Below are 25,939 nucleotides of genomic sequence, written 5' to 3' on the forward strand. Positions count from 1 at the left end.
GAGTCGCTAGGGCGTGCCCGCCGGTTCGGGGGCGCCGCTGTCACGGGTGGTGCGCAGGTCGAACAGCGCGTAGGCGGCCACCAGGGCCAGGCAGACCCCCGGCACCACGAAGCCCGCCGCGGCGCCGACCCGGTCCATGACCGCGGCGTGCACCATCGGCAGCAGCGCCCCGCCGAGGATGGCCATGACCAGCCCGGCGGCCCCGTACTTGGCGTCCTCGCCCAGGCCGTGCAGGGCGACGCCGTAGATCGTGGGGAACATCAGCGACAGCGACGCCGAGATCGCCACCACCGCGAGCAGCCCGACGATGTTCAGCGAGAAGATCGCCACCGCGCAGCACGCCACCCCGAACAGCGCCATGATCAGCAGCAGCAGGGTGGGCCGGAACAGCCCCAGCAGCCAGGTCATCACGAACCGGGAGACCAGGAACAGGATCAGGCTGGCCTGCAGGTACCACCCGGCGCCCTCGGCCGACACGCCGACCACGTCCTGGGCGTAGAGGATGGTGAACGTCCAGGTGCAGGTCTGCGCGGCCACGTTGAAGAACTGGGCGAGCACGCCGTAGCGGTAGTGCCGGTTGGCCCACAGCCTGCCGACGGTGCTGCCGCTGGGCACCGCCTCGGCGCCCGGGACCGACGGCAGGTCCATCCGGCGAAACGCGATCAGCAGCCAGATCGCCACCAGCACCGCGGCGATGCCGAGGTAGGGGCCGAGCACCAGGGACAGGTCCTGCTCCTGGCTGGCCCGCAGCTCCTCCGGACTCATGATCGTCTTGGCCGGCTCGGGGGTGAGCGCGGGCAGGATGAGCAGCGCCCCGAGCAGGACGCCGATGTTCGCCCCGACCGGGTTGAAAGCCTGGGCCAGGTTGAGCCGCTGGGTCGCCGACCGCTCCTCGCCCATCGCGATGACGAACGGGTTGGCCGAGGTCTCCAGGATGGACAGCCCGCCGGCCAGCACGAACAGCGCCAGCAGGAAGGCCTCGTAGACCAGCAGCTCGCTGGCCGGCCAGAACAGCACCCCGCCGATGGCCGCCAGGCCCAGGCCGACCAGCACGCCGGCCTTGTAGCCGAACCTCTTATTGATCATCGCGGCCGGGATGGCCAGCGCGAAGTAGGCCCCGTAGTAGGCGAACTGGACCAGCGAGGACTGGAAGTTCGACATGTCGAAGATGCTGCGGAACACCCCGACCAGGACGTCGGTGAGGTTGGCCGCGGCGCCCCACGCGGCGAAGCACAGGATCAGCAGCACGAACGGGGCGACCAGGTGGCGGTGCACCAGTCGGGTCCCGCCCGCTTCCGGTGCCGCCGGCTCCGCTGTCGCCACCTGCGACCACCGTCCTCACGAGTGCCTCGGCACCCAGTCCGAACTCCGCGGTGGACCCTAGCCGCAAATCCGGACCGGGGAGCAGTGAGAGCGAACGATGCCCTCGGTCGCCTCGAACACCGCCGCGGGCGGCTCGTCCAGTGGAGGGGCGTCGTGCAGAGCCGAGCGGAGCGACCGACAGCTTGCTGACCCGCCGAGCCGGGGCATGTGCGCATCTCGCTCTCGGACACGGGATTACCCCACGGCGGCAGTGCCCCCAGGATCAACACCCGGTTGGGGCGCCGGTCCTCGCAGTTCAGCCGGGAGTACCGGCGGCCGTTCGGCGCCCCACCCCGCAGCGACACCGTCCGGGAGCATGGGGCAGTGAGCTGATCCCTACGCGCACTCGGCCGCGAGGTCCGGTGTCGCCCGCCGGGCCGCGAGGGCGAGGGCGACGGCGGGCTCCGGCTCGGCGGTCGGCTCCAGCGGCTCGCCGTCGCGGTAGTGGCGGCTCAGGTTGCGGTAGTGCTTGCTGGCCAGCGCGTAGCCGGTCAGCACCAGCCCGAACAGCGCCGTGATGATGAACAGCAGGGCGACGCCGCGCATCGGGCCGGTGCCGAACCAGCTGCCGATCAGCTGGGCTCCGGTGCCGCCTTCGGCCATGAAGGGCATGAAGACGAACTGCGCGAGCGGGCTGATCAGGAACGCGGTCAGCGGCGACGCCGACTGCTCGACGCTCTGCGCGAACCCGAACACGCGCCCCTGGCGCTCGACCGGCACCACCTTCTGCAACACGGTCTGCTCGGACGCCTCCACGTAGGGCATCAGGAACATGAACACGGCCATGCCACCGATCAGCAGGATCACCGAGTGCTGGATCGGGAAGAGGAACGTGACCACCCAGAGCGCCATGTTGACCAGCAGCACCAGCCGCACCGGGTTGGACGACAGGCCGGTACGGGTGATCACCAGCCCACCGATGATCATCAGCGCGCTCAGCGCGCCCCAGATCAGCCCCCACGCCTGGACGGACACCATCGACAGGCCGTAGGGGTCCATCAGTGCCATGAAGGCGCCCATGAGCAGGTTGTTCAACGTGCTGAAGAAGATCAGCGGGAGCATGCCGGGGATGCCGCGCACCACGCGGATCGTGCCCCTCAGGTCGATGCCCTTGTCGTCCTCGCCCGCAGCGACGCTGTGCAGCTCGGGCACCCGCAGGGTGTGCATGTGGACCAGCGAGGCCCCGAGGACGACGACGGCGAGCACCAGCACCGGCAGCATCCCGCCCGCGCCGACCAGCAGACCGCTGATCACGGACGTGACCAGCATCGACACGCCGCTCGTGGTGCCCACCATGCCGTTGGCGCGGTCGCGGCGGGACTCGTCGAACAGTGCGGTGACGACCGTGGGCAGGGCGATCGAGCGCAGGTTGCCGACGATCACGCCCAGCATCAGCAGCGTGATCAGCACCCACAGGCGCACGCTCGCCGGGTTGGTCCACTCCTCGGCCGGCGTGACCACGTAGAGCGCCAGGCTCGCGGCGTACAGCCCGAGCGACACGGCGGCGGAGCCCTGCATCACGGTCTTCTTGCGGTGGTGGTCGACGATGCTGCCGAACCAGATCCCGGTGAGGGTGGTGAAGACCAGGAAGAGCCCGGCGATGACGCCGGTGGCGAACACCGAGCCGGTCTCCAGGTAGACGAAGAACGTGATCGCGAACCAGACGGTGAAGTTCGTGACCGACACGCCCAGCACGTTCACCAGCAGCTGCGCGAAGGTCCGCACCGTCGGGTCCGACAGCCGCAGCTGAGTCGATGCTCGCTCGTCGGTGCTGGTGGCAGTCATGGGAACTCCTGGGTCAGGGGTGGTCCGTCGGGTTCGCGTCGAGCCTCGGGGTTCAAGCCGACTTCATGTCAACCCGGTGCCGCTCGACCGTTCGTAGGAGAAGACCCGCCCCACAGCGAGAACTCATCGCCGCCGCGGCAGCACGCTGGTCCCGCCCGGCGCCGCGCGCCGACTTCGTGCCGGTCGACCGCCACACCGCGCTTCTCATCTGCGGCCAGCATCCACCAGCCGATCCGTACGCGGAGTACGTCGACCGGTACAACCACCGCCGGCGCCACGGCGAGCTCGGGCTGATCCCACCGGTCGAGCACGAGGACCAGCACCACGCCAGGACCGCCCCCGGCAACCCGCCGGAGCGTGAGAACCGAGCCTCCGTCAAACCCGGTGCTTGACAGTGCTCGGGGGATCTGGGAGGAGCACGGCGGGGCCGCGCTGGCCTACGCGAAGTGGCTGACCCGCGACGCGGCCACTGCCGAGGACGTGGTGCAGGAGGCGTTGCTCCGGGCGTGGCGGCACCCGTCGAGCCTGGCGAACGGCAAGGGTTCGGTGCGCGGGTGGCTGCTGACAGTGGTGCGCAACATCATCGCCGACCGGGCGCGGGCGCAGCGGTCGCGCCCGGCCGAGGTCGCCGAGACGGTCCAGGCCGGGGGGATCGAGCACGACCACGCCGATCGGGTCGTGGACAGCATGGTGGTGTTCGCCGTGCTCGGCCGGCTGTCGGCGGAGCACCGGGCCGTGCTGGAGCACCTGCACGTGCACGGGCGGACGGTGGTCGAGACGGCCGAGGTGCTCGGCATCCCGGTCGGCACGGTCAAATCGCGCTCCCACAACGCGATGCGCGTGCTGCGCGGGATGGTCTCGCCGGCCCGGGGAGGACTGGAGCAGGTCGCCTGAGCGATCGCGTTCGAGCAGCCCGCCGACGTCGGGATCGGCGAGATCACCATCGGGCCGACCGCCCAGGGGTAGCGTGCGCGACGCCTCCGACGTCGACATGGGGCCGGCGGCGACGACGTTCCGTGCGAGGCGACGGATCGGCCGTCGCGAGAGCCCGAGGTGGTCCCGATGAAGTACGTGATCCTGATCCACTCCAACCCCGAGCCGTGGGGGCACCCGACCGGCGACTTCCTGCCCGAGTTCCAGGCCCTGCCCGACGACGTCCGGGCCCGGCTGGTGCGCGACTTCGAGGAGGTCTTCGGCGAGCTGCGGGCCAACGGCGAGCTGGTCGGCGGCGAGGCGCTCGGCGATCCGGCCGCCTCGACCCTCTACCGCTGGCGCGACGGCGCCCCGCTCGCCGTCGACGGGCCCTACTCCGAGGCGAAGGAGCACCTGGCCGGGTTCTTCCTGATCGACGTCGAGAGCCGGGAGCGGGCCGAGCAGGTCGTGGCGAGGTTCGCCGGGCCCGGGGAGACCGTGGAGCTGCGTCCGCTGATGTCCTCCGGCGGCCCGGACCAGTGAACGCGCTGGCCGACGTGTGGCGCCGGGAGGCGCCGCACGTCGTGGCCGCGCTCCTGCGCCGCCACGGCGACCTCGGCGACTGCGAGGACGCCGCGCTGGAGGCCGCGGAGGCCGCGGCGCGGCAGTGGCCGGTCGACGGAGTCCCCGCCGACCCGCGGGCGTGGCTGGTCCGAGTGGCGTCCCGGCGGCTGGTCGACCGCTTCCGCGCCGACCGGGCCCGGACCCGCCGCGAGGAGTCCGACGCCCGGCGGGCGGTGGACGGGCCGGGCGCCGACGACGTCCCGGCCGGGGACGACACGCTCCGGCTGCTGGTCCTGTGCTGCCATCCCGCGCTGAGCCGCCCGTCGCAGGTGGCGCTGTCGCTGCGCGCCGTGGCCGGGTTGACGGTGCCGCAGATCGCCGCGGCCTACCTGGTGCCGCCGCGCACCATGACCCAGCGCCTCACCCGGGCCCGCACCCAGCTGCGCCGGGCCGGCGCCCGGTTCGCCCTGCCCTCGCAGGAGGAGCTGCCGGGACGGGTCGCCGCGGTGCTCGACGTGTGCCACCTCGTGTTCACCGAGGGCTACACCCGCGCCTCGGGCCCGGAACTGGTCGACGTGGCGCTGGCCGAGGAGGCGATCCGACTCACCCGCGAGGTGCGCCGCGCGCTACCCGACCACGACGAGGCGGCCGGCGCGCTGGCGCTGATGCTGCTCACCCACGCCCGCTCCCCGGCGCGCACCGACGCGCACGGCGACCTGGTGCCGCTGGCCGAGCAGGACCGCGGCCGGTGGCGGCGCGAACTGATCGACGAGGGCGTCGCACTGTTGGAGTCGACGCTGCCGCACGGCCACGTGGGCCGCTACCAGCTGCAGGCCGCCATCGCCGCCGTGCACGCCGACGCGGCGACCTACCAGGACACCGACTGGCGCCAGATCACCGTCCTCTACGCCATGCTGCACCGGGTCGCGCGCGGTCCGGCCGTCACGCTCAACCACGCGGTGGCCGCCGCGATGGTGCACGGGCCCGACACCGGCCTGGCGCTGCTCGACCCGCTCGCGGCCGATCCGTCGATGCGGCGCCACCACCGCTTCTACGCCGTCCGCGCGCACCTGCACGAGTCCGCCGGCTCTCCGGGGCCGGCGGCCGAGGACTACCGGCGGGCCGCGCAGCTCACCGCGAGCCTGCCCGAGCAGCGCTACCTGAACCGCCGGCTGGCCCGCCTCACCGAACCGCGGCCCAGGCCGCCGGGGCCTGCTCCTGCGCCGCGCCTGGTCGAGGCGGCCCATCCCCATGGCCCCGAGGCCGACGTGCCCGACCTCGAGGGCCAGGGGGAACCGCCGCGAGCGGGAGCCGGTCCCCGAGGTCAGCCGGCCAGCTGTCGCCGCATCGACTCGGCGTCGTGCAGCGCGGACATGTGCAGGAACCGCCCGTCGCGAACCCGGTAGACGGCGTACTCGACGATCTCGAACGAGGCACCGGTGGGAGCCACGCCGAGCCACTCCTCCGCGGGGGTACCCGTGTTGATCAGACGGGCGGCCAGGCGGTCACCGTCGAGGGCGAGTTCCTGCAGCTCCCAGTGGAGATCCGGCACCGCATCGACGGCCTCCTCCAGAACCGCGAGGACGTCGTCCCGGGTCCCCGGCTCGCTGTTGAGGGTGATCCGGTCGTTGATGAACTCGTCCATGCGGTCGAACTCGTGGGCGTTGAGCTCCGCGAGGTAGCGCCGGTAGAACCGGCGCAGATCGATCTCGGACATGGTGGCCTCCTGCCGCCCCTGATCGGGGCCGTGCGCCCTCGACGGCGAGTCGCTCCGCAGCCGCCAGTCCGATCCCTGTGCTGCCGCCGGTCACCACCGCCGTCCTGCCGTCGAACTGCCCCATCGGGGCTCTGACCTGTTCACAGTTAAGCACTGATCGGTACAGAACAAACGTAGCACAGCGGTCGCCCGACCGCGGGCGGACTATGCTCGACGTCATGGCAGGCACCCGGAGGGCGACGATCGGCCGGCCGCGGGAGTTCGACGTGGACGAGGCGCTCGAGCGCGCGATGCGGGTGTTCTGGGAGCAGGGGTACGAGGGGGCCAGCCTCACCGACCTGACCGCGGCGATGGGCATCACCCGCACGAGCATGTACGCGGCCTTCGGCAACAAGGAGGACCTGTTCCGCAGGGCGCTGGAGCGCTACTTCGCCGGACCGGCCGCCTACGCGGAGCGAGCGCCCGAGGAGCCGACCGCCAAGCAGGTGGCGGCGGCCTTCCTGCACGGCGCGGTCGACACCACCACCAGCCCCGAGCAGCCGTCCGGGTGCCTCAGCGTGCAGGGGGCTCTGGCCGCGGCCCCCGCGGACCGGGCCGTGCAGGATCTCCTGGCCGACGTCCGCAACGACGCCTGCGCCCGCCTGGAGGATCGGTTCCAGCGAGCCCGGGACGAGGGCGACCTGCCGCCGACGTCCGACCCCGGGCTGCTCGCCCGGTTCCTCATGACCGTGTCGGGCGGGATCGCCGTGCAGGCCGCGAGCGGCGCCGGCCGCGACGAGTTGCACCGGGTCGCCGACGCCGCGCTGCAGAACTGGCCGCCCGCCTGACGAGAGCCCGGTGGCAGATCGAAGATCAGGTCATGGTCCTCGGTCCCCAGCGGTGCGCGCTGGAGACGGCACCGATCGTTCGGAAGCAGCGATCATGAGTCCGCGCAGGACGTGCCCGACGAGCCGTTGCGCGGTCGTCTCGTCGCTGTGCCCTGCCAAGCCGTCGAGCAGGGAGATCAGATCGCCCACCGCGGTCGGTGCCCCGGCCCGGGTCAGCAGCTCCGCGAGGCAACGCTCCTCGATCTCGCGGTACCCGGCCAGCCGCTCGGGATGCCGCGCGGAGAACTCCGCGCCGCATCGCCCGCTACGCACCCGAAGGATCGCGATCCGGCGCAGCAGGAACTCCAGGCCGCGCCAGGGCTCGTCGTGCGCGAGGGCCTCGGCGAACAGGTTCTGGTGACCGGCGAAGGCGCCCGCGTACAGCGCGTCGAGCAGGTCCTGGCGGGTCGGGAAGTGCCGGTAGACGGTCGCCACGCCGACGCCCGCTTCCCGCGCGACGATCGCTGTGCCGACGTCGATGCCCCGCTCGCCGATCAGCCGACCTGCCGAGGCGAGGATCCGGCGCCGGTTGCGTGCGGTGTCCGCTCGGATCCGAGAGGCGGTCGTGCCGATCGCTCTCACATCGTCCTCCTCCGGGCACACCCGGGCCGGCCGGCTGTTTGCTAGATCCGAACGCCGGACATCGAGCCCGGCTTCCCCGCAGGAGGAACGCACGTGCGCGCAATCCGCTACGACCACTACGGACCACCAGAAGTCATGCACGTCGCCGAGGTGCCGACGCCGGTGCCCGCCGCAGGTGAGGTGCTCGTCGCCGTGCACGGGGCCGGGGTCGGCGGGGGTGAGCAGGCGATCCGGGCGGGCGAGCTTCGTCGGCTCCTGCGTGGGACCTTCCCCCGCGGGGTCGGGGTGGACTTCGCGGGTCGGGTGGCCGCCGTCGGGGCCGGCGTCACGCGGACCCTGGTCGGCGACGCCGTGTGGGGGATCGTGCCGCACGGGACCTTCGGCAGCTCAGCCGAGTACGTCGCCGTCCCGCAGCAGCGGGTGGCCCCGATCCCGGACGGCCTGGATCTGGTCACCGCGGCGGCGCTGCCGTCCGTGGGGACCACCGCCATCCGTGCCCTGGTGCACGAGGCGCGCCTCGCGCCGGGCGCGCGGCTGCTGGTCCGCGGCGGCGCGGGCGGGGTGGGCAGCGTGGCAGTGCAGCTCGGAGCGGCACTGGGGGCGCACGTCACGGCGCTCGCGGGCGCGGGAGCGCTCGACTGGGTCCGTGGGCTCGGCGCGGCCGAGGCTCTCGACTACCGCGACACGCCTCCCGGCGCGCTGCCCCGGTTCGACGTGGTGCTCGACCTGGTCGGGACGGACATCCCGGCGTACCGGCGGCGGCTGACCCGTGGCGGCCGGTACGTCGGCCTGGCCGTGGACCCGGCACGTCCGGTGCGGTCGGCCACCTCCGCGGTCGGGAACAAGCTGCGCAACCCGCGCCGGTACCGGATGTTCAGCAACGACCCCTCCCCCGAGCTGCTCGCCGACCTGACCCGCCGGGTCGAGGCCGGAGAGATCCGCCCGCTCGTGGCCGGGCGGCTCCCCCTCGAGGGCGTCGTCGAGGCCCACCGCCGTCTGGAGGCCGGCGGGGTGAAGGGCCGCTACGTACTGGAAACCGGCAAGGGGTAGGCCTGTGATCGCTCGGCCGGTCTGCTCCGGGAGGCCAAGGCCGCTCACGAGTTCAGGTTGGTCGTGAGCATCCCGAGGACGGCGTCGAAGCCGCCGGCCGGAGTCGGTGGAAGCGTCGGAACGGCGGCGCGGACGCGCTCGAGCACATCGGCGGCCGAGGCGTCCGCCTGCTCGAGCAACCGGGGTAGGTCCACACCGGTCATGACGCCGTCCCTCTTGACCGCTCGGCCTGCGACCAGCACGGTGCGCACATCCGCGGTGGAGGTCTGGAAGATCAGGGTCCCGGCCGCGTCGATGTGCGGGTGCTGGGCCGTGCTCGGGCCACCGACGACGATCAGATCGGCTTGCTTGCCGGGGGTGAGGCTGCCGACCCGCTCGCCGAGGCCCACCGCCTCGGCGGCGTTGACGGTGCTCCACCTGAGCGCTTCGAGCGCCGTCGTCGACACTCGCTCGGGATTGCGTCCAGCCAGGTTGAGCGCTTCGGTATCGGCCCACCGCTTGAAGCCCAACCCCTGGCGCAACTGGCTGAACAGATCGCCGCTGCCGAGGGAGATGATGTCGCAGGACAACGTCGGCGCGATCCCGTGCCGCTCGCAGGCGGCGAAGACCGGCAGGCCCATCCCCATGTTCAGCTCGGTCTCCACCGAGATGGAGACCTTGGCCCCGGCGCGCGCCAGCGCCTGCCACTCCTCCTCGGCGAGGGTGTTGCAGTGCACGTGCACCTGGTCGGCGCCGAGCAGGCCCGCGAGGTCCAGCTGCTGGATCCCGCTCGGCGCGCCCCACACGGTTCCGGTGTGGGTCACCTGCAGTGCTGAGCGCTCGCGACCGACGCCGACCTCGGCGGCGGTCACCGACAGCGGTACGAGTCCGGGTTCTGTCAAGGCCACCCCGAGGGTGAGCAATCCTGAGTTCGACGCGAAGTAGGTGTCGGCGATGCGTGCGAAGTCCTTCAGCCGCCCCCCGTGGTCGCTGAAGTGCTGGGGCGCCATCGGGCTGCTGTCGAAGAAGCCGTAGCCGAAGATCGCGCGGATGCCCGCGTCCCGCAGTCCCGTCACGGCGGCGTCGCTGTGATCGGGGGTGTTGTTGCAGTGCGAGAAGTCGAGGATGGTCGTCACCCCCGACGCGAGCGCGTCCACGGCACCGAGCAGGTTGCCCAACCGAACATCTGCCGCTGTGTAAGCGGGGGATACCGCCAGCCGCATCCCGTAGAAGTAGCCGGCCAGCGGCCAGTCGGAGCACAGCCCTCGCATCTGCGTCTGCCAGGTGTGGCGGTGGGTGTCGATCAATCCCGGTGCGACGATGTGGCCGCTCGCGTCGACGATCTCGGCGTCGACGTCTCCGAGAGAGGCCGCCACCGCTGTGATGCGGCCGTCTTCGATGAGGACGTCGCCCTGTGGAAGCTCGCCGATGTCCGGGTCCATCGACAGGACGTGCCCGGCTCGGATGAGAGTGCGCTGAGTCGCCATCCTGGTCACCATCCCTCCGCGCTGTCACCCTCGCTTCCGTTCACGCCCGCAGGGTCGCCTCGATGAAGGAGAACGGGCTCGGGGTCGGCACGATGCGGTCCAACGCGAAGCCTGCCGAGGAGAGGAGCTGCTCGAACTCGTCCGCGCTGCGCTCCTTGCCGCCCTGCATGGCGAGCATGACGAGGTCGATGGACTTGGTGAGGTGCGGCTCGTCGCCTGTCGGCACGATGCCCTCGACCACCACCAGCCGGGCTCCCGGCTCGGCGGCGGCCTTGATGCTGCCCAGGATGCGCAGGCACCTGTCGTCGTCCCAGTCGTGCAGGATGTAGGACAGGACGTAGACGTCGGCGGGCGGCACCGACTCGAAGAAGTCACCGGCCACCACGTCTATGCGGCCGGTGAGCCCCTGCTGTTCGAGATGGCGCCGGGTGTCGGGCACCACCTCGGGCACGTCGAACACGATGCCCCGCCGGTCCGGCTCGTTCTCCAGGAGCCGGACGAGCACCGAACCGCTCGCTCCACCGATGTCGGCGACGACCGCACCGCCGGGGAGCCGGTAGCCCTCGAACATCCCGGCGCGCAGGCCGCCGGTCACGTTGGCCATCGCGGTCGACAGCAGCGCGACCCGCTCGGGGTCCTTGACGATCCAGTCGAAGAACGGTTGCCCGAAGTAGTGGGTGGCCGCGGTCTCGCCCGTGCGGACGTTGTGCAGCAGTTCGCTGAACGGGAGGTAGTGGGTTTCCATCCAGAACAGGGTCGCGGCTCGTGCGGAGTCGGCGCCGTTCGCGGACAGGGTGGCGCCGAGCGGTGTGGTCTCGACGGTGCCGTCGGGCAGGTGCCGGAAGACGCCGATCGGGGCGAGGGTCCGGATCAGCCTGCCCAGCGGCTCCGGCTGCGCTCCGCAGGCGGCCGCCAGGTCGGCGACGGTCTTCGGGCCGTCGTCGAGCTGCGTGGCGATGTCGAGCTTCGCGACGACGTACAGGGCCTGGGAGAGCTGGAACCCGCCGACGAGCTGGATCATCTGCATCGCCGGGGGAAGCTCGCCGGTGGGCTGATCCGCGGCATCGCCGGCGGGAGCGGTATCGGGCACGTCATATCTCCTCGGTCACGTTCGCATCAGGTCGTCGAACTCGGTCCGGATCATGTCCAGCCGGTCGGGGTCGAGACCGCCGACGACGGCGCCGGGCATCGCCGGCCCGACGGCCGCCATCGACCACCATCGGGGCGCGGACGGCTCCTCTCCATCCCGTGACTCAGGGACAGCGCCGATCCCGATCCCCCGATCGTGGGGGGTCCGGGGTTCCGGTGGCCCCGGCCCGCATCGGAGCCGTCGACGGCCGGCGCGTCGGTCGACCTGGTCGGAGGGTTGCAGCCCGGGTCACCAGTGCGTGTGCGCGGCCTGCCACTCGATCCCTGGTCGAACGATGTCGTCGAACAGCGTGGCCACGAGCTCGCCGCGGCTGGCCACGCCGACCTTGCGGAAGACCGCCTTGAGGTGGTCGCGCACCGTGTGCGGCGAGAGGTGGAGCTCCGCGGCGATCTCGTTGGTGGACAGGCCACCGGCCACGGCGCGGGTGACCTCCTGCTCGCGCGCGGTGAGGCCGTAGGCGTCGAGGAGTATCGGCGCGACGTGGCTCGACGACGCCGGCATGACGACCAGCGCCGTCGAGGCGGCGGCGCCCCCGACCGCCGCTTGCCGGGACGCCGTGACGGTCAGCCAGCGACCGCTCGGCACCCGGAGCCGAACTGTCGCCGGGCCGTCGTCGCGGCCCGCGGTCACCGCAGCGGCCCGCGCGGTGAGGGCGGTGCTCACGGTCCGGAACTGGTACTTGTCCCACCACCCCTCGCCCGCGAGCTCGGTGAACCAGCGTTGGGCCTGCAGGTCCGTCGACACCAACGCGTCGTCCGGCCCGAACACGGCGATCCCGGGATGGTCCGGGCCGGTGGGTGCCACGTCCGGTTGCGTGACGGCCGTGATCGTCGCCAGCGAGGCGGCGATCTGGGAACCCGCCGCGGCGACCCGGTCCACCTCCCGGGCGGTGAACGGCGGGCGCCCGACTCGGCGCATCAGCACCGCGACACCCCACGTGCGACCCCCGGCGCGCATCGCGACGCGCAACTCGTCGCCGTAGGCGAGCGGGCGCAGGAACTCCCGGTAGCGCGCGCTGCGCCGCAGGTTGCCGTCGGTCGCGGCGAGCAAGCTGGCGGCCGGCTGGTCCGAGCGGGCGAGATCCCGGAAGAGGAGCACGTCCTCCACCGTGTTCTCGCGGTGCCAGTAGTCCCTGCACCTGCCCTGCTCGACGTTCTCGATGAGCACCGGGTTGGCGGGCAGCATCGTCGCCGGGTCGACGGCGAACCACCCGGCCGCGTCGAAGGGGACGCTGCGACGCAGCCGCACCGACGCCCGAGCGAACACCTGGGCGTCGGGCTCGACCGGCGGAGCGGGCGGTACGGCCGGCGGTGACATGACGGGCGACGACCCTCGATGTCGCTTCGAACGGACGCTTCCAGCGAACCGTGCACCAGGTCGCAGTCGAGCGCCCGAACCCGCACCGGGGTCGTTCGTCGTCCCGTCGTCGGGCGGGCCCTGCGAGCGGCCACCGCCGCTCCCCGGGCGAACTCGGGAGCCTACGCCGGAAACGGCGTGACCCGGCTGGTCGGCCCGGAACACGCCGTCGGGGTCGTGGCTGCTCTGCACCGCCTGGAGCCTACGCAGCGTCGCGGTGGGGAGCACCCGCGTGCCCGTCCGCCCGGTACGCGGCGACGCACGGCCACCGACCATCCCGCCCGCGCCCCGGCCGCCGTCGCTCACCGCTCAGCCGCTGAACTCGCTCAGCCGGTGGGTTCGGTCCCGACGGCGTCGACCACCCCGGTGGTCACCGAGGTCGAGTCCAGCACCGTGCCCGCCGGGGCGCCGTCGGGGCCGGCCGTCACCTGGACCAGTGCGCGCTGAAGGACGGCAGCGCGTCGGACGTCCGCCGGGTGATCCACTGGCTCCGGGAGAACTACGCCGAGCCGGTCCGGGTGGAGGACCCGGCCCGCCGCGCCACGCTGAGCGTCTCCACCTTCCACAAGGTGTTCGCCACGGTCACGGCGATGAGCCCGATCCAGTACCGGAAGCGGATCCGGCCGCAGGAGGCCCGCCGACTGCTCGTCGCGGGCGGCACCGACGTCACCGGCGCCGCGCACGCCGTCGGCTACGACAGCCCCTCGCAGTTCAGCCGGGAGTACCGGCGGCTGTTCGGCGCCCCGCCCCGCCGCGACGCCGTCCGGGAGCGTGCCGAGCAGCGGATCGCCTAGGCCGGACGGTCCCACACCTCGCCCCGCCGGCGCGCCCGCAGCGCGGTCCGACCACGCGCGAGCGGTTCGATCAGGGCGGGAACGGCTCAGTCCGGCTGCCGGACGATGCGGTCGCGCCCGTCGGCGCCGAGTCGGATCGCGTCGACCAGCATCTGCACGAGCTGCTCCACGCCGACCCCCCAGGTGTCCTTGGCCAGGTGGCCGCTGAGTTCCAGTCCGGCGATGCCGTGGGCGCTCGACAGCACCAGGGCGCCGTAGCGGTGTGCGTCGGGTTCGCCGACCACGTCCGCGACGAGGGTGAGGAACTCGTTCTCGAGGCGGCCGGCGGCATCGACGGCCGCCGGCGCGTCCGCCGGGATGCTGAACATCAGCGCGTACAGGTGCGGCTGCCGGCGGGCGACCGCGATCAGGCCCAGGACCGCTCGCTCGAGCCGTGCGCCCGGGTCGGCGTCGAGGTCGGCGCGCAGCTGCTCCACGTCGTCCGCCAGCGCGTTCCACGCCTCGACCGCGAGCTGGGTCAGCAGGTGCTCCTTGCTCTCGAAGTGTCCGTAGGGCGCGCCGCGGGAGACCCCGGCGAGCGCCCCCACCGCGCGGAGGGTGACGGCGTCGGGCCCGCCCTCGTCGAGCAGCTGGGACGCGGCGCGGATGAGGGTCCGCCGCGTCGCAGCCGCCGTCTCGGCCCGGGTCACCACGCCGGGCAGTTTACTTGACAATGTCACATGGATGGGCCACCGTCGTTCATATGACGTTGTCACATGAAATGCCCACCGCCGAAGCCCTCGTGCGCCGCTTGCACGATCGTGCCGAGATCAGCGACGTCCAGCTGCGGTACGCCACGGGCACCGACTCCCGCGACTGGGAGCTCTTCCGCAGCTGCTTCACCGAGGAGGTCGAGGTCGACTTCAGCGACGGCTTCGGCCAGCCCGTCGTCCGGGTGCACGCCGATGACTGGGTGACGGCCACGGCCCCGCGGATGGAGTCCTTCCGGGCGACCCAGCACATGATCACGAACCTCGTGATCACGTTCGTCGACGACGACCGCGCCACCTGCGTCGCCTACGTCCGGGCCAGCCACCACCTCCCGAACAGCACCGGCGACAGCGACCAGACCGTGCACGGGTACTACACCAACCGCTTCGAGCGGACCGCGCACGGCTGGCGGATCGCCGCGGTCAAGTTGACCGCGCTGTGGATGACCGGCAACTTCGGCATCTTCCAGGCGGCCCTGGCTCCCCCGCATCCCCGCCCGATCTGACCGGCCGCACCATCGTCGGGTAGCAGGCGGTGCGGCTGGCCGCGCGACCCAGGTGCTGGTCCTGACCACCTTCGACCTCGACGAGTACGTGTGCGGGGCGCTGCGGGCCGGGCGTCCGGGTTCCTGCTCAAGGATGCGGGCCCGGAGCGGCTGCTGGCGGCGTTGGCCACGGTCATGGGCGGTGACGCGCTGCTCGCGCCCAGCGTGACCCGGCGACTCGTCGAGGCGTTCACCCGCCAGGTCCGCTCCGCCCCGGTCTCCACACCACCGGACCTGGGCGCGCTGACGTCCCGCGAGGTCGAGGTCCCCGCGCAGGTCGGCCGCGGTCTGTCCAACCCGGAGATCGCCGACCGGCTCGTCATCAGCGAGGCGACCGTCAAGACCCACCTCAACCGCGCGATGACCGAACTGGACCTGGACAGCCGGGCGCAGGCGGTGGTGGTGGCGTACGAGACAGGGCTGGTGACACCCGGGAGCGGGCACACGGCCGGCGACTGCGCAGAGTGATCTGCAGGGTGTCCACGCGCCGACGGCGGTTGCCGTCGGGACGGCCGAACGCGATCGCCTCCTGCACCGGGGTCAGGAGCCGACGATCCGCGAGATCGCGAGGCTCGCCGTGCGCAGGGCCACGCGGACGCCGACCTGCGACCCGCCCTCGTCGGGTGCGACCAGTGACAGCGCACCCAGTGGGTCGCCGCGGCGGCTCAGGATCGGCGCGGCGACCGAGGACATCGTGGTGGGACCGGTGGGTGCTGGGTTGGGTCCGATGCGCAGCGGGTTGGGCCCGGTCATCGCGCAGACGCCCTCCCTGCGGACGGTGGCCATGAGCCGGCGGAGGTTGCCCGCGTCGGGTGCGGTGGCGAGTGCCTCGTCGCGCACCTGCTCGGGAGCGTGGGCCAGCAGGGCGACGCCGATGCCGGTCCGGGCGAGGGGGAGGCGTCCGCCGACGCGGTACTTGACCGCGGCGGCGTCGCGCGCCGAGAGGCGCTCGACGAGCACGGCCTCCTGGCCGTCGCGGACGGCGAGGAGGATGTGTTGGCCGGTGACCTGGTGCAGGTCCTGCATGAACGGGAGCGCGGCGGCGCGCAGCCCGTGACCGCGGGGGGCCAGCGAGGCGATCTCGAGCAGGTGCAGGCCGACGACGAAGTCGCCGTTGTCGAGGCGTTCGAGTGCGCCCACGCCGATCAGCTGAGCGGCGATCCGCGAGGTGGTGCTCTTGGGCAGGCCCGCCCGGGCCGCGAGCGCGTGCAGGGGCAGGCCCTCGCCTGCGGCGGCGAAGGCGCCCAGGACCCGGAAGGCCCGCTGCAGGATCGGCTCGCCGTGCAGCGGCCGTCCGGAGCGACGGGTCGGCACGACCGTGCCGCTCATCGGAACCGCCGGTGCGCGACGCTGCTCACCCGCCGAATGCTAGCGCCGTGACCCGCGCAGACCACGACGATCGGACGCCGGTGGTGATCGCCGGCGCCGGTCCCGCCGGGCTCGCCGCCGCGAGCGAGCTCGCCCACCACGGCATCCGGACCGTGGTGGTCGAGCCCCGCCGGCACGTCTCCCACCTCAGACCCCGCGCGAAGACCACCAGCGCGCGGACGATGGAGCTGTTCCGCCGCTGGGGTGTCGCGGACACCGTGCGCGCCGCGGCACCGCTGTCGCCGCACTGGAGCCGGCGCGTCGTGTTCTGCGAGACGCTCGCCGGCGAGGCGATCACCGAGTTCCGGGACGTCTTCGGGCTCAGCGCCGCGGAGCACGGGCTCGCCGCCGAGGCGGGCCAGCAGGTGGCGCAGCCGGTGGTCGAGGAGGTCCTGCGCGAGCACCTGGAGCGCAGCGGTCTCGCCGAGCTCCGCCTCGGCGAGCGCCTGCGGGGCTTCACGGCACAGCCGGACGGCGTGACCTGCGAGGTCGTCCGGGCCGACGGATCGATATACCGGCTGGACGCGGAGTACCTGCTCGGGTGCGACGGCGGCCGGAGCGCGGTGCGGAACGGCATCGGGGCCACGCTCCGCGGCGGCTCCGCCCCGGCGGCCAACCTCAACGCGGTCATCCGGGCCCCCGGCCTGCGGCCGGCGGCGGGTACGGCCCTGCACTACTGGGTGGTCGGCACGGACGTGCCCGGCGTCGTGGGTCCGCTGGACCGCGCCGGGACGTGGTGGGTCAGCCTCGGGGGCGTCGGTGGGTCGGCCGACACGGAACGTGCCGTGGGGCTGATCGCGGAGCTCGCCGGTCGGCCCGTCGCGGAGCTCGGTGTCGACGTGCTCTCGACCGACCCGTGGACGCCGCGGATGATGCTGGCCGACCGCTGGGCCACCGAGCGGGTCTTCCTGGTCGGCGAGAGCGCCCACGTCAACCCGCCCCTGGGCGGGCACGGGTTCAACACCTGCGTCGGGGACGCGGTCAACATCGGCTGGAAGCTCGCCGCGGTGCTGCGGGGATGGGCCGGTCCCGGATTGCTGGCCTCCTACGAGGTCGAGCGTCGCGGGGTCGCCGAGCGCACCCTCGCCTCGGCCGTGCGCAACCTGCGGGCCTCCGGACCGGACCGGGCGACCACCGCCGACCGGATCCAGGAGACCAAGGCGGAGGAGTTCCACTCGCTGGGGCTGGTCCTGGGCTACTCCTACGCGGGCTCACCGGTGGTCGCCGGCGAGGGCGACCCGCCACCGCCCGGCGGGGGGAGCAGCGTGCAGAGCTATGCCCCGACGACCCGGCCGGGGGCACGCCTCCCGCACGCGTGGGTCGGTCCCGGGCATGCCCTGTACGACGACCTCGGCCGCGGGATGACCCTGCTGCGGCCACCGGACTCCGACGCGGCGGCGGTCGACGCCTTCGCCGGGCGGGCCGCCGAGCTGGGCGTGCCGCTGACCCTGATCGATCTCCCCATCGGGACCGACCGGGCTCCGGACCACCTCCTCGTCCGGCCGGACCAGCACATCGCCTGGCGTGGGCGCGACCTCGCCACCGTCGACCTGAGCCGGCTCTGCGGCATCCCGCAGCCGCAACGGCTCGCCCACGGATGACCTCATGAAGGGAGCGCACCCGTGCCCATGCACCGGCTGACCGGGATCACCCTCGGCGTGCCCGACGTCGCGGCGACGGCCGCCTACTACACCGACTTCGGCCTGACCCCGCTGCCCGGTGCCGACCCGGGCACCGGCCGGTTCAGCACCGTCGACGGCGGCGAGCAGCTGACCCTGCGGCACTCGCCGCGCCGACGGCTGCTCGACCTCGGCATCGGGGTGGACGACCCGGACGACGTCGACCGCGTGGCCGACAGCCTCTGGCGACTGGGTGTCGAAGCAGCGCGGTCGGCCACGTCCGTACGGGCGAGCGACCCCGGCACCGGGGTGCGGGTCCACGTGGAGATCGCGCCCCGCATCGCCTCGCAGCCGAGCCCCGCCCCGGCCTACAACCGTCCGGGTGACGTGACGCGGCCCGGCCTGCGGGCGGACGCCGTGCTGCGGGACGGGCCGGTCCGACCGCGGAAGCTGGGCCACGTCGTGCTGGGCTCCACCGACCAGGAGACCTCGCACCGCTTCTTCACCGAGGGCATCGGGCTGAAGACCAGCGACACCGTGCCCGGGGTCGCCGCGTTCCTGCGGTGCTCCACCGACCACCACAACGTGCTGGTCCAGCGCGCGCCGGTCGCCTTCCTGCACCACACCTCCTGGCAGGTCGACGACGTCGACGAGGTGGGGCGCGGCGCCACGGCGATGCTGGAGGCCGACCCGGAGCGGCACGTGTGGGGCCTGGGAAGGCACGCCATCGGGTCCAACTTCTTCTGGTACCTCAAGGACCCGGCCGGCAACTTCTCCGAGTACTACTCCGACATCGACTGCATCGTCGACGACGCCCTCTGGACGCCCGGGGTGTGGGAGGGCGCCCGGTCGCTCTACCAGTGGGGGCCGCCCCCTCCGCCGTCGTTCCTCGCCCCCGACGACCTCGCCGCGCTGATGACCGGGGCGCACTCCGCGTGAGCCCGCAGACCGAGAAGGAGACGGCAATGGCCGCTGACCCCGCCTCGCGCGACGTCCACGTCGCGCACGACCAAACCCCGCACCAGGTCGACCACCGGGAGATAACCAAACACAAAACCCCCGGACCCACCCCTCCCGGGAGGCTCCGGCTGGGGCCGCGCCCCCCCCCCCCCCCCCCCCCCCCCCCCCCCACGACCATCCCGAGCAGCAGGTCGACCTCGGTGAGATCACCATGAACTACGCCGAGGCCGGCGCACCGGACAAACCGGCCCTGCTGCTGATCCCCGAGCAGACCGGCTCGTGGTGGGGGTACGAGCAGACGATGGCCCTGCTCGCCGAGGACTTCCACGTCTACGCCGTCGACCTGCGGGGACAGGGGCGCAGCAGCTGGACCCCGAAGCGCTACAGCCTCGACAACTTCGGCAACGACCTGGTCCGCTTCCTCGCCCTCGTGGTGCAGCGCCCCGCCATCGTCGCGGGCAACTCCTCCGGAGGTCTCCTCGCCGCCTGGCTGTCGGCCTACGCCATGCCGGGCCAGATCCGCGCTGCGCTGTGCGAGGACGCCCCGTTCTTCGCCTCCGAGCTCGTGACCACGTGCGGCCACTCGATCCGCCAGGCGGCCGGACCGCTGTTCGAGCTCTTCCGCACCTACCTCGGCGACCAGTGGAGCGTGGGCGACTGGCCGGGCTACTGCCGCGCGGCCGGCGCCTCGTCGTCACCGACGGCGCGGTTCTTCGTCAGCGACGAGATCCCGCAGAACATGAAGGAGTACGACCCGGAATGGGCCCGGGCCTTCTACGAGGGCACCGTCGCACTGCACTGCCCGCACGAGCGCATGCTGACCCAGGTCAAGACGCCGGTGCTCATCACCCACCACATGCGTGGCATCGACCCCGAGACCGGCGACCTGGTCGGCGCGCTCTCCGACGAGCAGGCCGCCCGGGCCCGGCAGCTGATGGAGTCGACGGGGGCGAGGGTCGACTACGAGTCGGTGCCCGACGCGCTGCACATGATGCACCAGTTCGACCCGCCCCGGTACACGAAGATCCTCACCCGGTGGGCGGCCACGCTGACGGCCTGACCAGCTCCGTCCACCGACACCGATCGGAAAGGTGGGTGCCATGCGCCTCGCGACACGTCACGGCCGTGCGGTCCTGGTCTCGCCCGACGCCGCGTCCCTCGTCGACGTCGCGGAGGTCAGCGGGGGTCGTTTCGGCCCCAGTCCGCGCAGCGTCTACGACGTGTGGGATGCGTTCGTCGACTGGGAACGCAACGCCTCGATCGACTTCGCCGCGGCGGGAACCCCGCTGGCCCTCGCGGAGCTCGGGGCGCCCTCGCCCGATCCCCGGCAGGTCTTCGCGATCGGGCTCAACTACCGCGACCACGCCGACGAGTCCGGACTCGACCACCCGACCTCACCGCCGACGTTCACAAAGTTCGTCGGGAGCTTCGCCGGGCCGGTCGGCGAGCTGGTGCTGCCGGCGGCGACCGTGGACTGGGAGGCCGAACTGGTGGTCGTGCTGGGCCGCCGCGCCGAGCGGGTGACCGCCGCCGAAGCGTGGACCCACGTGGCCGGTCTGACCGCGGGGCAGGACTACTCGGAGCGGGCCCTGCAGCTCACCGGCCCGGCTCCGCAGTTCTCGCTGGGCAAGTCGTTCCCCGGGTTCGCCCCACAGGGACCCTGGCTGGTCACGCCCGACGAGGTCGCCGACCCCGACGACCTCCCGGTCGAGTGCCGGGTGAACGGCGAGGTGGTGCAGCGCAGCTCCACCAAGCAACTGATCTTCTCGGTGCCGCACATCATCGAGCACCTGTCCGCGGTCCTGCCGCTGCTGCCGGGCGACGTCGTCTACACGGGCACGCCGGCCGGAGTCGGCGGGACGCGGACGCCTCCCCGCTTCCTCCGGGAGGGCGACGTCGTCGAGACGAGCATCGGCGGCATCGGCGACCTCCGCCAGGTCTGCGTCGACAGCCGCTGACGGCGTTCACGAGACGCCCGGGAGCGCACCCGACGAATCCCGCCAGCGCAAGCGGGGCGGCACCGGGCAGAGTAGGTGGGGTGCGTGCCGCCGACGCCCATCGCGACCTGGTGGTCAAGTCCATCGACCTCCACACCGGTTCCCTGCGGTTCATCCGCCCCCGCGACGCCGCGGTCCTCCTCGACCTCGAGGACGTGGCCGTCGACGAGGCGTACCCGCCGTACTGGGCGAAGCTGTGGCCCAGCGGCGTCGAGCTGGCCCACCAGCTGTCGACGCACGACTGGAGCGGGACATCGGTGGTGGAGCTCGGCTGCGGCCTCGGGCTGCCGGCCATCGCCGCGGCACTCGCCGGGGGCACCGTGCTGGCCACCGACCGCGCCCCGGACGCGCTCACCTTCACCGCGGCGAACGCCGGGGCCAACCACGCGGAGGTGGAGACCGCGCTCTGCTCGTGGGACGCGCCCGAGCCACTGGTCGCCCGCGGCCCGTGGCACCTGGTGCTGGCCTCGGACGTGCTGTACGAGCGCCGCAACTCCGACCAGCTGATCGCCCTGCTCCCGCGGCTGGTCACCGACGACGGCGCGGTCTGGATCGCCGACCCCGGCCGCGAGATGGTCCCGGAGTTCCTCGACGTCACCCGGGCCACCTGGCGCACCGTCGAGGTCGTCCCCACCCGCCGCCAGGACGTCCAGCTCATCCGCCTGGCCGGCCCACCGCGGTGAGCCTGCCGCCGCCGAGAACAGCGTTCTGGGACCACGCGGCGCTGCGCGCCCGGTGGACGACCGTGATCAGGAAGCGCTCGCTCGGCGACTCACCTCGCTCAGCTGCTGATCCAGGAGCTCGCCGATCCGATCGCGCCGCTCCCGCCACGCCTCCCCCGTCATGCCGCGACTGGGCATCTCCACGGCCATCAGCAGGTAGAGGTGCAACCGGTACAGCGCAAGGCGACGACGGGCGGGCGCGTCCAGCGCGACCGGCCCACCGGCGCCCCGCGCATACCCCTCGAGGAACGGGTGGCGCGGCTCGTCCTCGATGCGGCTGTAGAGCGCCGGCGACACGAAGTCCATCAGCGGATCACCACGGAGGTACCGCTCACCGTCCACGAGGCCGGTGAGCCGCAGGCCACCGTCCGCATCCGGCGCGGCCAGCACGTTGCCGTCCCAGCCGTCGAAGTGGACCAAGGCCGGCCTGGTGACGAGGTCCAGCACGTCGCCGTGCCGGTCGACCAGCCCCCGGATCCGCGCCGGCGCAGCGGGCAGCTCGATCCCCCAGACGTCCGCGTCGACGAGCAGCTCGTCCACGATCGCGGCGAACACTCCCCGCCAACTCGGCCCGGCGATCCGGCCACCGTCGTAGCCGTACTCGTCGGCGGGGACCGTGTGCAGCGCGGCGAGCGCAGCCCCGAGATCCCGGCGCACCGGCGAGTCGTCCACGGCCTCTCCGGCCGCCGCCGACGCGGCGAGCGACCGCCCCGGCAGGAACGTCATGAACATCCACTCGCCGTCCAGCACGTCCGGGTCGCGGCCGACGTGCAGGACCCGCGGCACCGGTACCCGCGCCGCCCGCTCGGCGACGAGACGGTAGTAGCGCGCCTCCGCCGCGAGCAGCCCGCGCTCGTACCCCAGCAGCCCGACCGCTGCCGGCGGCGACACCTTGAGCACCACCGTCCGCCCGTCGTCGAGGCGCACCCACCACACAGCCGCGAACCCACCGCCGGACATCGGACCGGCGTCGATCATGCAGCGCCGGGACCCGAACGATGCGCAGACGAGCTCCGCGACGTCGGCCGGCTCGAGCACACGCTGGGTCGGGCTCGGGCCGACGTCCGTCATGGCCCGCACCGTAGCGCGATCGAGCACACCAGCCGACCCGCGCCGGACCGCCGGCTGCATCCGCCCTCAGCGCTTGACCGTGTAGTGCAGGTGCAGCACACGCTCGCCCTGGACCACCCGGTCCGGGTCGTCGAGCAGCACCGTGCCGGCGTGGCTGCCGAAGAAGCGCACCCCTTCACCGAGGACCACCGGGGCGACGTCCATCGCGACCTCGTCGACCAGCCCCGCCGAGAACGCCTGCCCGCCGACGTCGCCCGCGGTCACGCAGACGAGGCCGTCGCCCGCCAGCTCCTCAGCCAGCGCGATGCCCGCCTCGACCGAGTCGGCGGTGTGGAACGGCGCGTCCGGGTGGTCGGCGAGCCACTTCTCCGGCAGCGGCCGGTGGGTGACGACGACCAGCTCGTCCCCGGCGGCCGGCTTGCCGTCCCAGCCGTTCGTGGTGTCGAACAGGTGCCGGCCGATCACCGTGACCGTGATGGCGTCCCAGAAGGGCTGGACGTACGCGGCGGACGTCCGCGAGACGCGGAACGTCCAGCCGCTCGGCCGGGCGGACAGCTCGGTGTCGCCGTTGCCGTACCAGTCGAACAGCGGCCCGACCGAATCGTCGGGGTAGGCGATGTAGCCGTCGACCGACACGACCGCCTGCATCACGACCCTGGCCATGCCCGCTCCTCAGCCGAACGTCGGGACGCTGACGTGCGCCGGCTCCACGAGGAACGCCTCGCGGTCCTCGTCGCGCGGGTACGGACCGCCGGTGTACTTGGCGAAGATCCGGTCGACGATCTCCCAGCCCGCGTCGCCGCCGACCCGCTCCACGACGCGGCCACGGACGAGCGCGCTGCGGACCAGGTCGTCCCGGTCGGTCACGGAGATCGCGACGCGGTCGTCCGCGACGAGGTTGCGGCCCTTGCGGGAGGTGGGCGCGGTGAAGAACGCGAGGTACCCGCCCTCGACGTCGATCATCACCGGCACCGAGTGCGGCCCGCCGTCGGGCAGCAGCGTGGCGATGTGGGCGATGTTCGGCCCGGCGAACAGGGCGCGGGCCTCCTCGGTGAGCACGGCCATGCTGAGTCCTCCTCCAGCCGGCTAGCGGTCGTGTCCGCTGAGCCAGGCGACGTAGTCCGGTACGGCGCGCTCGACGTCGTACTCCGGCCGGAAGCCGGTGTCCTCCCGCAGCCGGGTGGTGTCGAGGTAGTTGTCCACGGGCCGGTCGGGGTTGCGGCCCTCGGGGAGGGTGATGTCCGCGCCCGGGACCGCGGCGTTGATCGCGGTGACGACCTCGCGGTAGGGCACCAACCGTCCACTCGAGACGTTGTACGTGCGGTGGTGCAGCCGGTCCGCGAGCATGAGCAGCGCGATCGCCCGGCCGCAGTCCTTCACGTAGCAGAGGTCGGTGGCGTCGTCGGCGTACGCCGGCGGCCGGGGCGGGCTGAGATCGGGGTCCTCGCCCCGGACCGCCGCGCTGAGCAGGCGGGGAAGCGCGAAGAACGGGTTGTCCGGCAGGCCGAGCGGCCCCCAGACGGTGCCGATCCGCAGGTTCACCACGTCGAACCCGGCGCTGTCGCCGGTCAGCGCGGCGAACAGCTCCGCGGTCTTCTTGAACACCGGGATCTGGTGGGGCGCCACCGCCGGCAGCGCGGCGTCCTCGCGCCACGGGACCCCGTCGACCCCCGCGTACACGGCGATGCTGCTGGCCACGGAGAACCGCCGCACTCCCCACGCCGTCGCCGCCTTCAGCGCGGTGAGCAGACCGAGGGTGTCGGCGCGCAGGTACTCGACGGCATCGGGGAGGTCGTGCGGAGCCGCCGCGAGGTGCACGATGCCGGTGATCTCGTGCCGCTGCCCGATGTCGAGGAAGGCCGCCTCGTCCCGGGTGTCCACCGGTTCGACGACGACCCGGCCGGCGGGCTCGTCGGCGAGGTACTCGGGCAGGCCGGTGGACCGGTGGGCGGTGAGCACCACGGACTCGCCCAGGTCGAGCAGGGCCCGTGCGGTGTGCGATCCGATCGAACCCAGGCCACCGGTGACGAGGATCATCGAGGCCCGGCCGTCGGTGCGAGGAGCTGCATGATCGCGACGCTAGGCCGGCACGCGCCGCCGCTCTTGTACGAAACGGCCATCCCGGGCCCGCAGCATCGGGACGTAGGACGCGGCGTGGTCGTGCCCGCAGGTGCACGCCGCGCCGTACTGCGCGAGGAGTTCGCCGGGTGTCGCGCCCGCGAGCCGGCGGCACTCGCGGCTGAGGTGCGCCTGGTCGTGGTAGCCGACCTCGACGGCCCACCCCGCCAGATCGGCCTCCGAGGCGCCCTGTTGGACCGAGGCCTGGACGCGGGCGACGAAGCCCTGGAACCGCAGGATGCGCTGCAACTCCTTCGGCCCGACGCCGACCGCGGCCCGGCAGCGGCGCCGCAACTGGCGTTCGGAGATCGACAGCAACGCGGGCAGGGCGGCCGTCCCGCCGCCGTGCCACGGCATCAGGTTGCGGACGGCCTCGTCGACCAACGGGTCCGGTTCGCGGGCGGCTCGCGCGACGAACGACTGGAGCCGGTCGAGCGCGACCCGCGGTGTCGCGGCGTTCCCGAGGAGGTCCGTCAGACGGGCCAGGTCGCGCCAGAGGTCGGTGCCCGCGATGTCCTGGTCGACCAGCTCGTCGGCCGGCATCCCGACCAGACCGCCGAGCACACCCGGGCGCAGCCGCATCCCGACGACCGTGCCTCCCGCCGGGATCTCCCGGTACGTGGACGTGGTCAGCGGCCCGAGCAGCCGGGGCGCCCCACCGAGCACGCACCGCACCTCGGCGCCACCGTGCGGTACGTACCGCTGCGCCAGCGGCCGGTCGCCCACCCGCTGGATCCAGACGGACGACGCGAACGCGGCCAGCGCGGGGGCCGGTGCGCGCTCCACGTAGGAGGACTCCCCTGCCACCCCACCATCATGCTGATCCAGCGCCGATCGCCAACCCCCACGTCGAGCCGTGCGACCAGTGCGCGCAACTCCCCCCTTGGTCGACCGAACCCCCGGGTCGTGCAACGCGAGGCCAGGTCCTCGACGCCTAGCGTGAAGCGAACGGCGCTCTCGCCCAACGAGGCTGGGCCACCGCACCACTCGCTCGTCGGGCGGGACGAAAGTCGCTCTCGCTGCACCAGGCGCAACGAAAGTCGCGCTCGCTCCACCGCGCGCAACGAATGTCGCGCTCGCCCCACCAGGCGCAACGAGAGTCGCGCTCGCACCCCGGGCGAGGCGGCGCGCAGCGCCGCGAGCCGGGCCGAGCCCCGGGGGGGGCGCCGCGCCCCCCCCCCCCCCC

General features: G+C 73.0%; 28 protein-coding genes. 13 read left to right on the plus strand and 15 right to left on the minus strand.

The window, feature by feature from the left end; genetic code table 11:
- Positions 1 to 6: 6 nt before the first annotated feature.
- From fucP to KDL28_RS37420, 3 genes are all read right to left on the minus strand, one after another.
- A complete protein-coding gene (gene fucP, locus KDL28_RS37410) occupies positions 7 to 1,323 on the minus strand; it encodes an L-fucose:H+ symporter permease (protein WP_252446231.1) in 1,317 nt (438 codons plus the stop codon).
- Between the two features lie 375 nt (positions 1,324 to 1,698).
- Positions 1,699 to 3,147, minus strand: a complete 1,449-nt coding sequence (locus KDL28_RS37415; protein ID WP_252446232.1) for an MFS transporter — start codon at positions 3,145 to 3,147, stop codon at positions 1,699 to 1,701.
- A 68-nt stretch (positions 3,148 to 3,215) separates the two neighbouring features.
- A complete protein-coding gene (locus KDL28_RS37420) occupies positions 3,216 to 3,473 on the minus strand; it encodes a hypothetical protein (protein ID WP_252446233.1) in 258 nt (85 codons plus the stop codon).
- A 58-nt stretch (positions 3,474 to 3,531) separates the two neighbouring features.
- Between KDL28_RS37420 and KDL28_RS37425 the strand changes: the two genes are divergently transcribed.
- The 3 genes from KDL28_RS37425 (at position 3,532) to KDL28_RS37435 (ending at position 6,029) form a co-directional block, all read left to right on the plus strand.
- On the plus strand, positions 3,532 to 4,041 hold the full coding sequence (locus KDL28_RS37425; protein ID WP_252446234.1) for a sigma-70 family RNA polymerase sigma factor: 510 nt from the start codon (positions 3,532 to 3,534) through the stop codon (positions 4,039 to 4,041).
- 168 nt (positions 4,042 to 4,209) lie between these two features.
- Positions 4,210 to 4,602: a YciI family protein gene (locus KDL28_RS37430; RefSeq protein ID WP_252446235.1), complete on the plus strand. Its 393-nt coding sequence runs from the start codon at positions 4,210 to 4,212 to the stop codon at positions 4,600 to 4,602.
- Positions 4,599 to 6,029, plus strand: a complete 1,431-nt coding sequence (locus tag KDL28_RS37435; protein WP_308216118.1) for an RNA polymerase sigma factor — start codon at positions 4,599 to 4,601, stop codon at positions 6,027 to 6,029. Before KDL28_RS37430 ends, KDL28_RS37435 begins: the two co-directional genes overlap by 4 nt.
- Here KDL28_RS37435 and KDL28_RS37440 read toward each other — a convergent pair.
- On the minus strand, positions 5,948 to 6,340 hold the full coding sequence (locus KDL28_RS37440; RefSeq protein WP_252446236.1) for an ester cyclase: 393 nt from the start codon (positions 6,338 to 6,340) through the stop codon (positions 5,948 to 5,950). The two genes, KDL28_RS37435 and KDL28_RS37440, sit on opposite strands and share 82 nt — an antisense overlap.
- A gap of 218 nt (positions 6,341 to 6,558) precedes the next feature.
- Between KDL28_RS37440 and KDL28_RS37445 the strand changes: the two genes are divergently transcribed.
- Positions 6,559 to 7,167 carry a TetR/AcrR family transcriptional regulator gene (locus KDL28_RS37445; protein ID WP_252446237.1) on the plus strand — a complete coding sequence of 203 codons (609 nt, stop codon included), beginning with the start codon at positions 6,559 to 6,561 and terminating at the stop codon, positions 7,165 to 7,167.
- A 30-nt stretch (positions 7,168 to 7,197) separates the two neighbouring features.
- Here KDL28_RS37445 and KDL28_RS37450 read toward each other — a convergent pair whose 3' ends face one another.
- A complete protein-coding gene (locus tag KDL28_RS37450; RefSeq protein WP_252446238.1) occupies positions 7,198 to 7,881 on the minus strand; it encodes a TetR/AcrR family transcriptional regulator in 684 nt (227 codons plus the stop codon).
- Here KDL28_RS37450 and KDL28_RS37455 point away from each other — a divergent pair, their 5' ends adjacent.
- On the plus strand, positions 7,882 to 8,838 hold the full coding sequence (locus tag KDL28_RS37455) for an NAD(P)-dependent alcohol dehydrogenase (RefSeq protein WP_252446239.1): 957 nt from the start codon (positions 7,882 to 7,884) through the stop codon (positions 8,836 to 8,838).
- Between the two features lie 44 nt (positions 8,839 to 8,882).
- On the opposite strand, the gene KDL28_RS37460 is transcribed toward KDL28_RS37455, so the two are convergent.
- The 3 genes from KDL28_RS37460 to KDL28_RS37470 form a co-directional block, all read right to left on the minus strand.
- Entirely contained in the window at positions 8,883 to 10,304 is a 1,422-nt protein-coding gene (locus tag KDL28_RS37460) for an amidohydrolase family protein (RefSeq protein WP_252446240.1), read from the minus strand.
- A gap of 40 nt (positions 10,305 to 10,344) precedes the next feature.
- Positions 10,345 to 11,394, minus strand: a complete 1,050-nt coding sequence (locus KDL28_RS37465) for a methyltransferase (RefSeq protein ID WP_252446241.1) — start codon at positions 11,392 to 11,394, stop codon at positions 10,345 to 10,347.
- Positions 11,395 to 11,682: 288 nt separating this feature from the next.
- Positions 11,683 to 12,771, minus strand: a complete 1,089-nt coding sequence (locus tag KDL28_RS37470; RefSeq protein WP_252446242.1) for a LuxR C-terminal-related transcriptional regulator — start codon at positions 12,769 to 12,771, stop codon at positions 11,683 to 11,685.
- A gap of 515 nt (positions 12,772 to 13,286) precedes the next feature.
- Between KDL28_RS37470 and KDL28_RS37475 the strand changes: the two genes are divergently transcribed.
- On the plus strand, positions 13,287 to 13,604 hold the full coding sequence (locus KDL28_RS37475) for a helix-turn-helix transcriptional regulator (protein WP_252446243.1): 318 nt from the start codon (positions 13,287 to 13,289) through the stop codon (positions 13,602 to 13,604).
- A gap of 86 nt (positions 13,605 to 13,690) precedes the next feature.
- On the opposite strand, the gene KDL28_RS37480 is transcribed toward KDL28_RS37475, so the two are convergent.
- Complete coding sequence (locus KDL28_RS37480; RefSeq protein ID WP_252446244.1) at positions 13,691 to 14,296, minus strand: TetR/AcrR family transcriptional regulator; 606 nt, start codon at positions 14,294 to 14,296, stop codon at positions 13,691 to 13,693.
- An 89-nt stretch (positions 14,297 to 14,385) separates the two neighbouring features.
- Here KDL28_RS37480 and KDL28_RS37485 point away from each other — a divergent pair, with 89 nt between their 5' ends.
- Both KDL28_RS37485 and KDL28_RS37490 read left to right on the plus strand, forming a co-directional pair.
- The gene (locus tag KDL28_RS37485) at positions 14,386 to 14,859 is read left to right on the plus strand and encodes a nuclear transport factor 2 family protein (protein WP_252446257.1); all 474 of its coding nucleotides are present in this window, start codon (positions 14,386 to 14,388) and stop codon (positions 14,857 to 14,859) included.
- A 90-nt stretch (positions 14,860 to 14,949) separates the two neighbouring features.
- A complete protein-coding gene (locus KDL28_RS37490; protein ID WP_308216119.1) occupies positions 14,950 to 15,366 on the plus strand; it encodes a response regulator transcription factor in 417 nt (138 codons plus the stop codon).
- Positions 15,367 to 15,438: 72 nt separating this feature from the next.
- Here the strand turns inward: KDL28_RS37490 and KDL28_RS37495 are convergent, their stop codons facing one another.
- Positions 15,439 to 16,227 carry an IclR family transcriptional regulator gene (locus KDL28_RS37495; RefSeq protein WP_252446245.1) on the minus strand — a complete coding sequence of 263 codons (789 nt, stop codon included), beginning with the start codon at positions 16,225 to 16,227 and terminating at the stop codon, positions 15,439 to 15,441.
- Positions 16,228 to 16,274: 47 nt separating this feature from the next.
- Here KDL28_RS37495 and KDL28_RS37500 point away from each other — a divergent pair, with 47 nt between their 5' ends.
- From KDL28_RS37500 to KDL28_RS37520, 5 genes are all read left to right on the plus strand, one after another.
- Complete coding sequence (locus KDL28_RS37500; protein WP_252446246.1) at positions 16,275 to 17,867, plus strand: FAD-dependent monooxygenase; 1,593 nt, start codon at positions 16,275 to 16,277, stop codon at positions 17,865 to 17,867.
- A 27-nt stretch (positions 17,868 to 17,894) separates the two neighbouring features.
- On the plus strand, positions 17,895 to 18,824 hold the full coding sequence (locus tag KDL28_RS37505) for a VOC family protein (protein ID WP_252446258.1): 930 nt from the start codon (positions 17,895 to 17,897) through the stop codon (positions 18,822 to 18,824).
- A 232-nt stretch (positions 18,825 to 19,056) separates the two neighbouring features.
- Positions 19,057 to 19,905: an alpha/beta fold hydrolase gene (locus tag KDL28_RS37510; RefSeq protein WP_252446247.1), complete on the plus strand. Its 849-nt coding sequence runs from the start codon at positions 19,057 to 19,059 to the stop codon at positions 19,903 to 19,905.
- Between the two features lie 40 nt (positions 19,906 to 19,945).
- Entirely contained in the window at positions 19,946 to 20,803 is an 858-nt protein-coding gene (locus tag KDL28_RS37515) for a fumarylacetoacetate hydrolase family protein (RefSeq protein WP_252446248.1), read from the plus strand.
- Between the two features lie 80 nt (positions 20,804 to 20,883).
- Positions 20,884 to 21,525 carry a class I SAM-dependent methyltransferase gene (locus KDL28_RS37520; protein ID WP_252446249.1) on the plus strand — a complete coding sequence of 214 codons (642 nt, stop codon included), beginning with the start codon at positions 20,884 to 20,886 and terminating at the stop codon, positions 21,523 to 21,525.
- Positions 21,526 to 21,591: 66 nt separating this feature from the next.
- Here KDL28_RS37520 and KDL28_RS37525 read toward each other — a convergent pair whose 3' ends face one another.
- From KDL28_RS37525 to KDL28_RS37545, 5 genes are all read right to left on the minus strand, one after another.
- Positions 21,592 to 22,635 (minus strand): phosphotransferase family protein, encoded by a 1,044-nt coding sequence (locus KDL28_RS37525; RefSeq protein WP_252446250.1) that lies wholly within the window; start codon positions 22,633 to 22,635, stop codon positions 21,592 to 21,594.
- Between the two features lie 66 nt (positions 22,636 to 22,701).
- On the minus strand, positions 22,702 to 23,298 hold the full coding sequence (locus KDL28_RS37530; RefSeq protein ID WP_252446251.1) for a dihydrofolate reductase family protein: 597 nt from the start codon (positions 23,296 to 23,298) through the stop codon (positions 22,702 to 22,704).
- 9 nt (positions 23,299 to 23,307) lie between these two features.
- Positions 23,308 to 23,700, minus strand: a complete 393-nt coding sequence (locus KDL28_RS37535; protein WP_252446252.1) for a pyridoxamine 5'-phosphate oxidase family protein — start codon at positions 23,698 to 23,700, stop codon at positions 23,308 to 23,310.
- Positions 23,701 to 23,721: 21 nt separating this feature from the next.
- Positions 23,722 to 24,672 (minus strand): NAD-dependent epimerase/dehydratase family protein, encoded by a 951-nt coding sequence (locus KDL28_RS37540; protein ID WP_252446253.1) that lies wholly within the window; start codon positions 24,670 to 24,672, stop codon positions 23,722 to 23,724.
- Between the two features lie 42 nt (positions 24,673 to 24,714).
- Positions 24,715 to 25,560 (minus strand): helix-turn-helix domain-containing protein, encoded by an 846-nt coding sequence (locus KDL28_RS37545; RefSeq protein WP_252446254.1) that lies wholly within the window; start codon positions 25,558 to 25,560, stop codon positions 24,715 to 24,717.
- Positions 25,561 to 25,939: the final 379 nt, after the last annotated feature.

Source organism: Pseudonocardia humida, assembly GCF_023898865.1.
Lineage (GTDB): Bacteria > Actinomycetota > Actinomycetes > Mycobacteriales > Pseudonocardiaceae > Pseudonocardia > Pseudonocardia humida.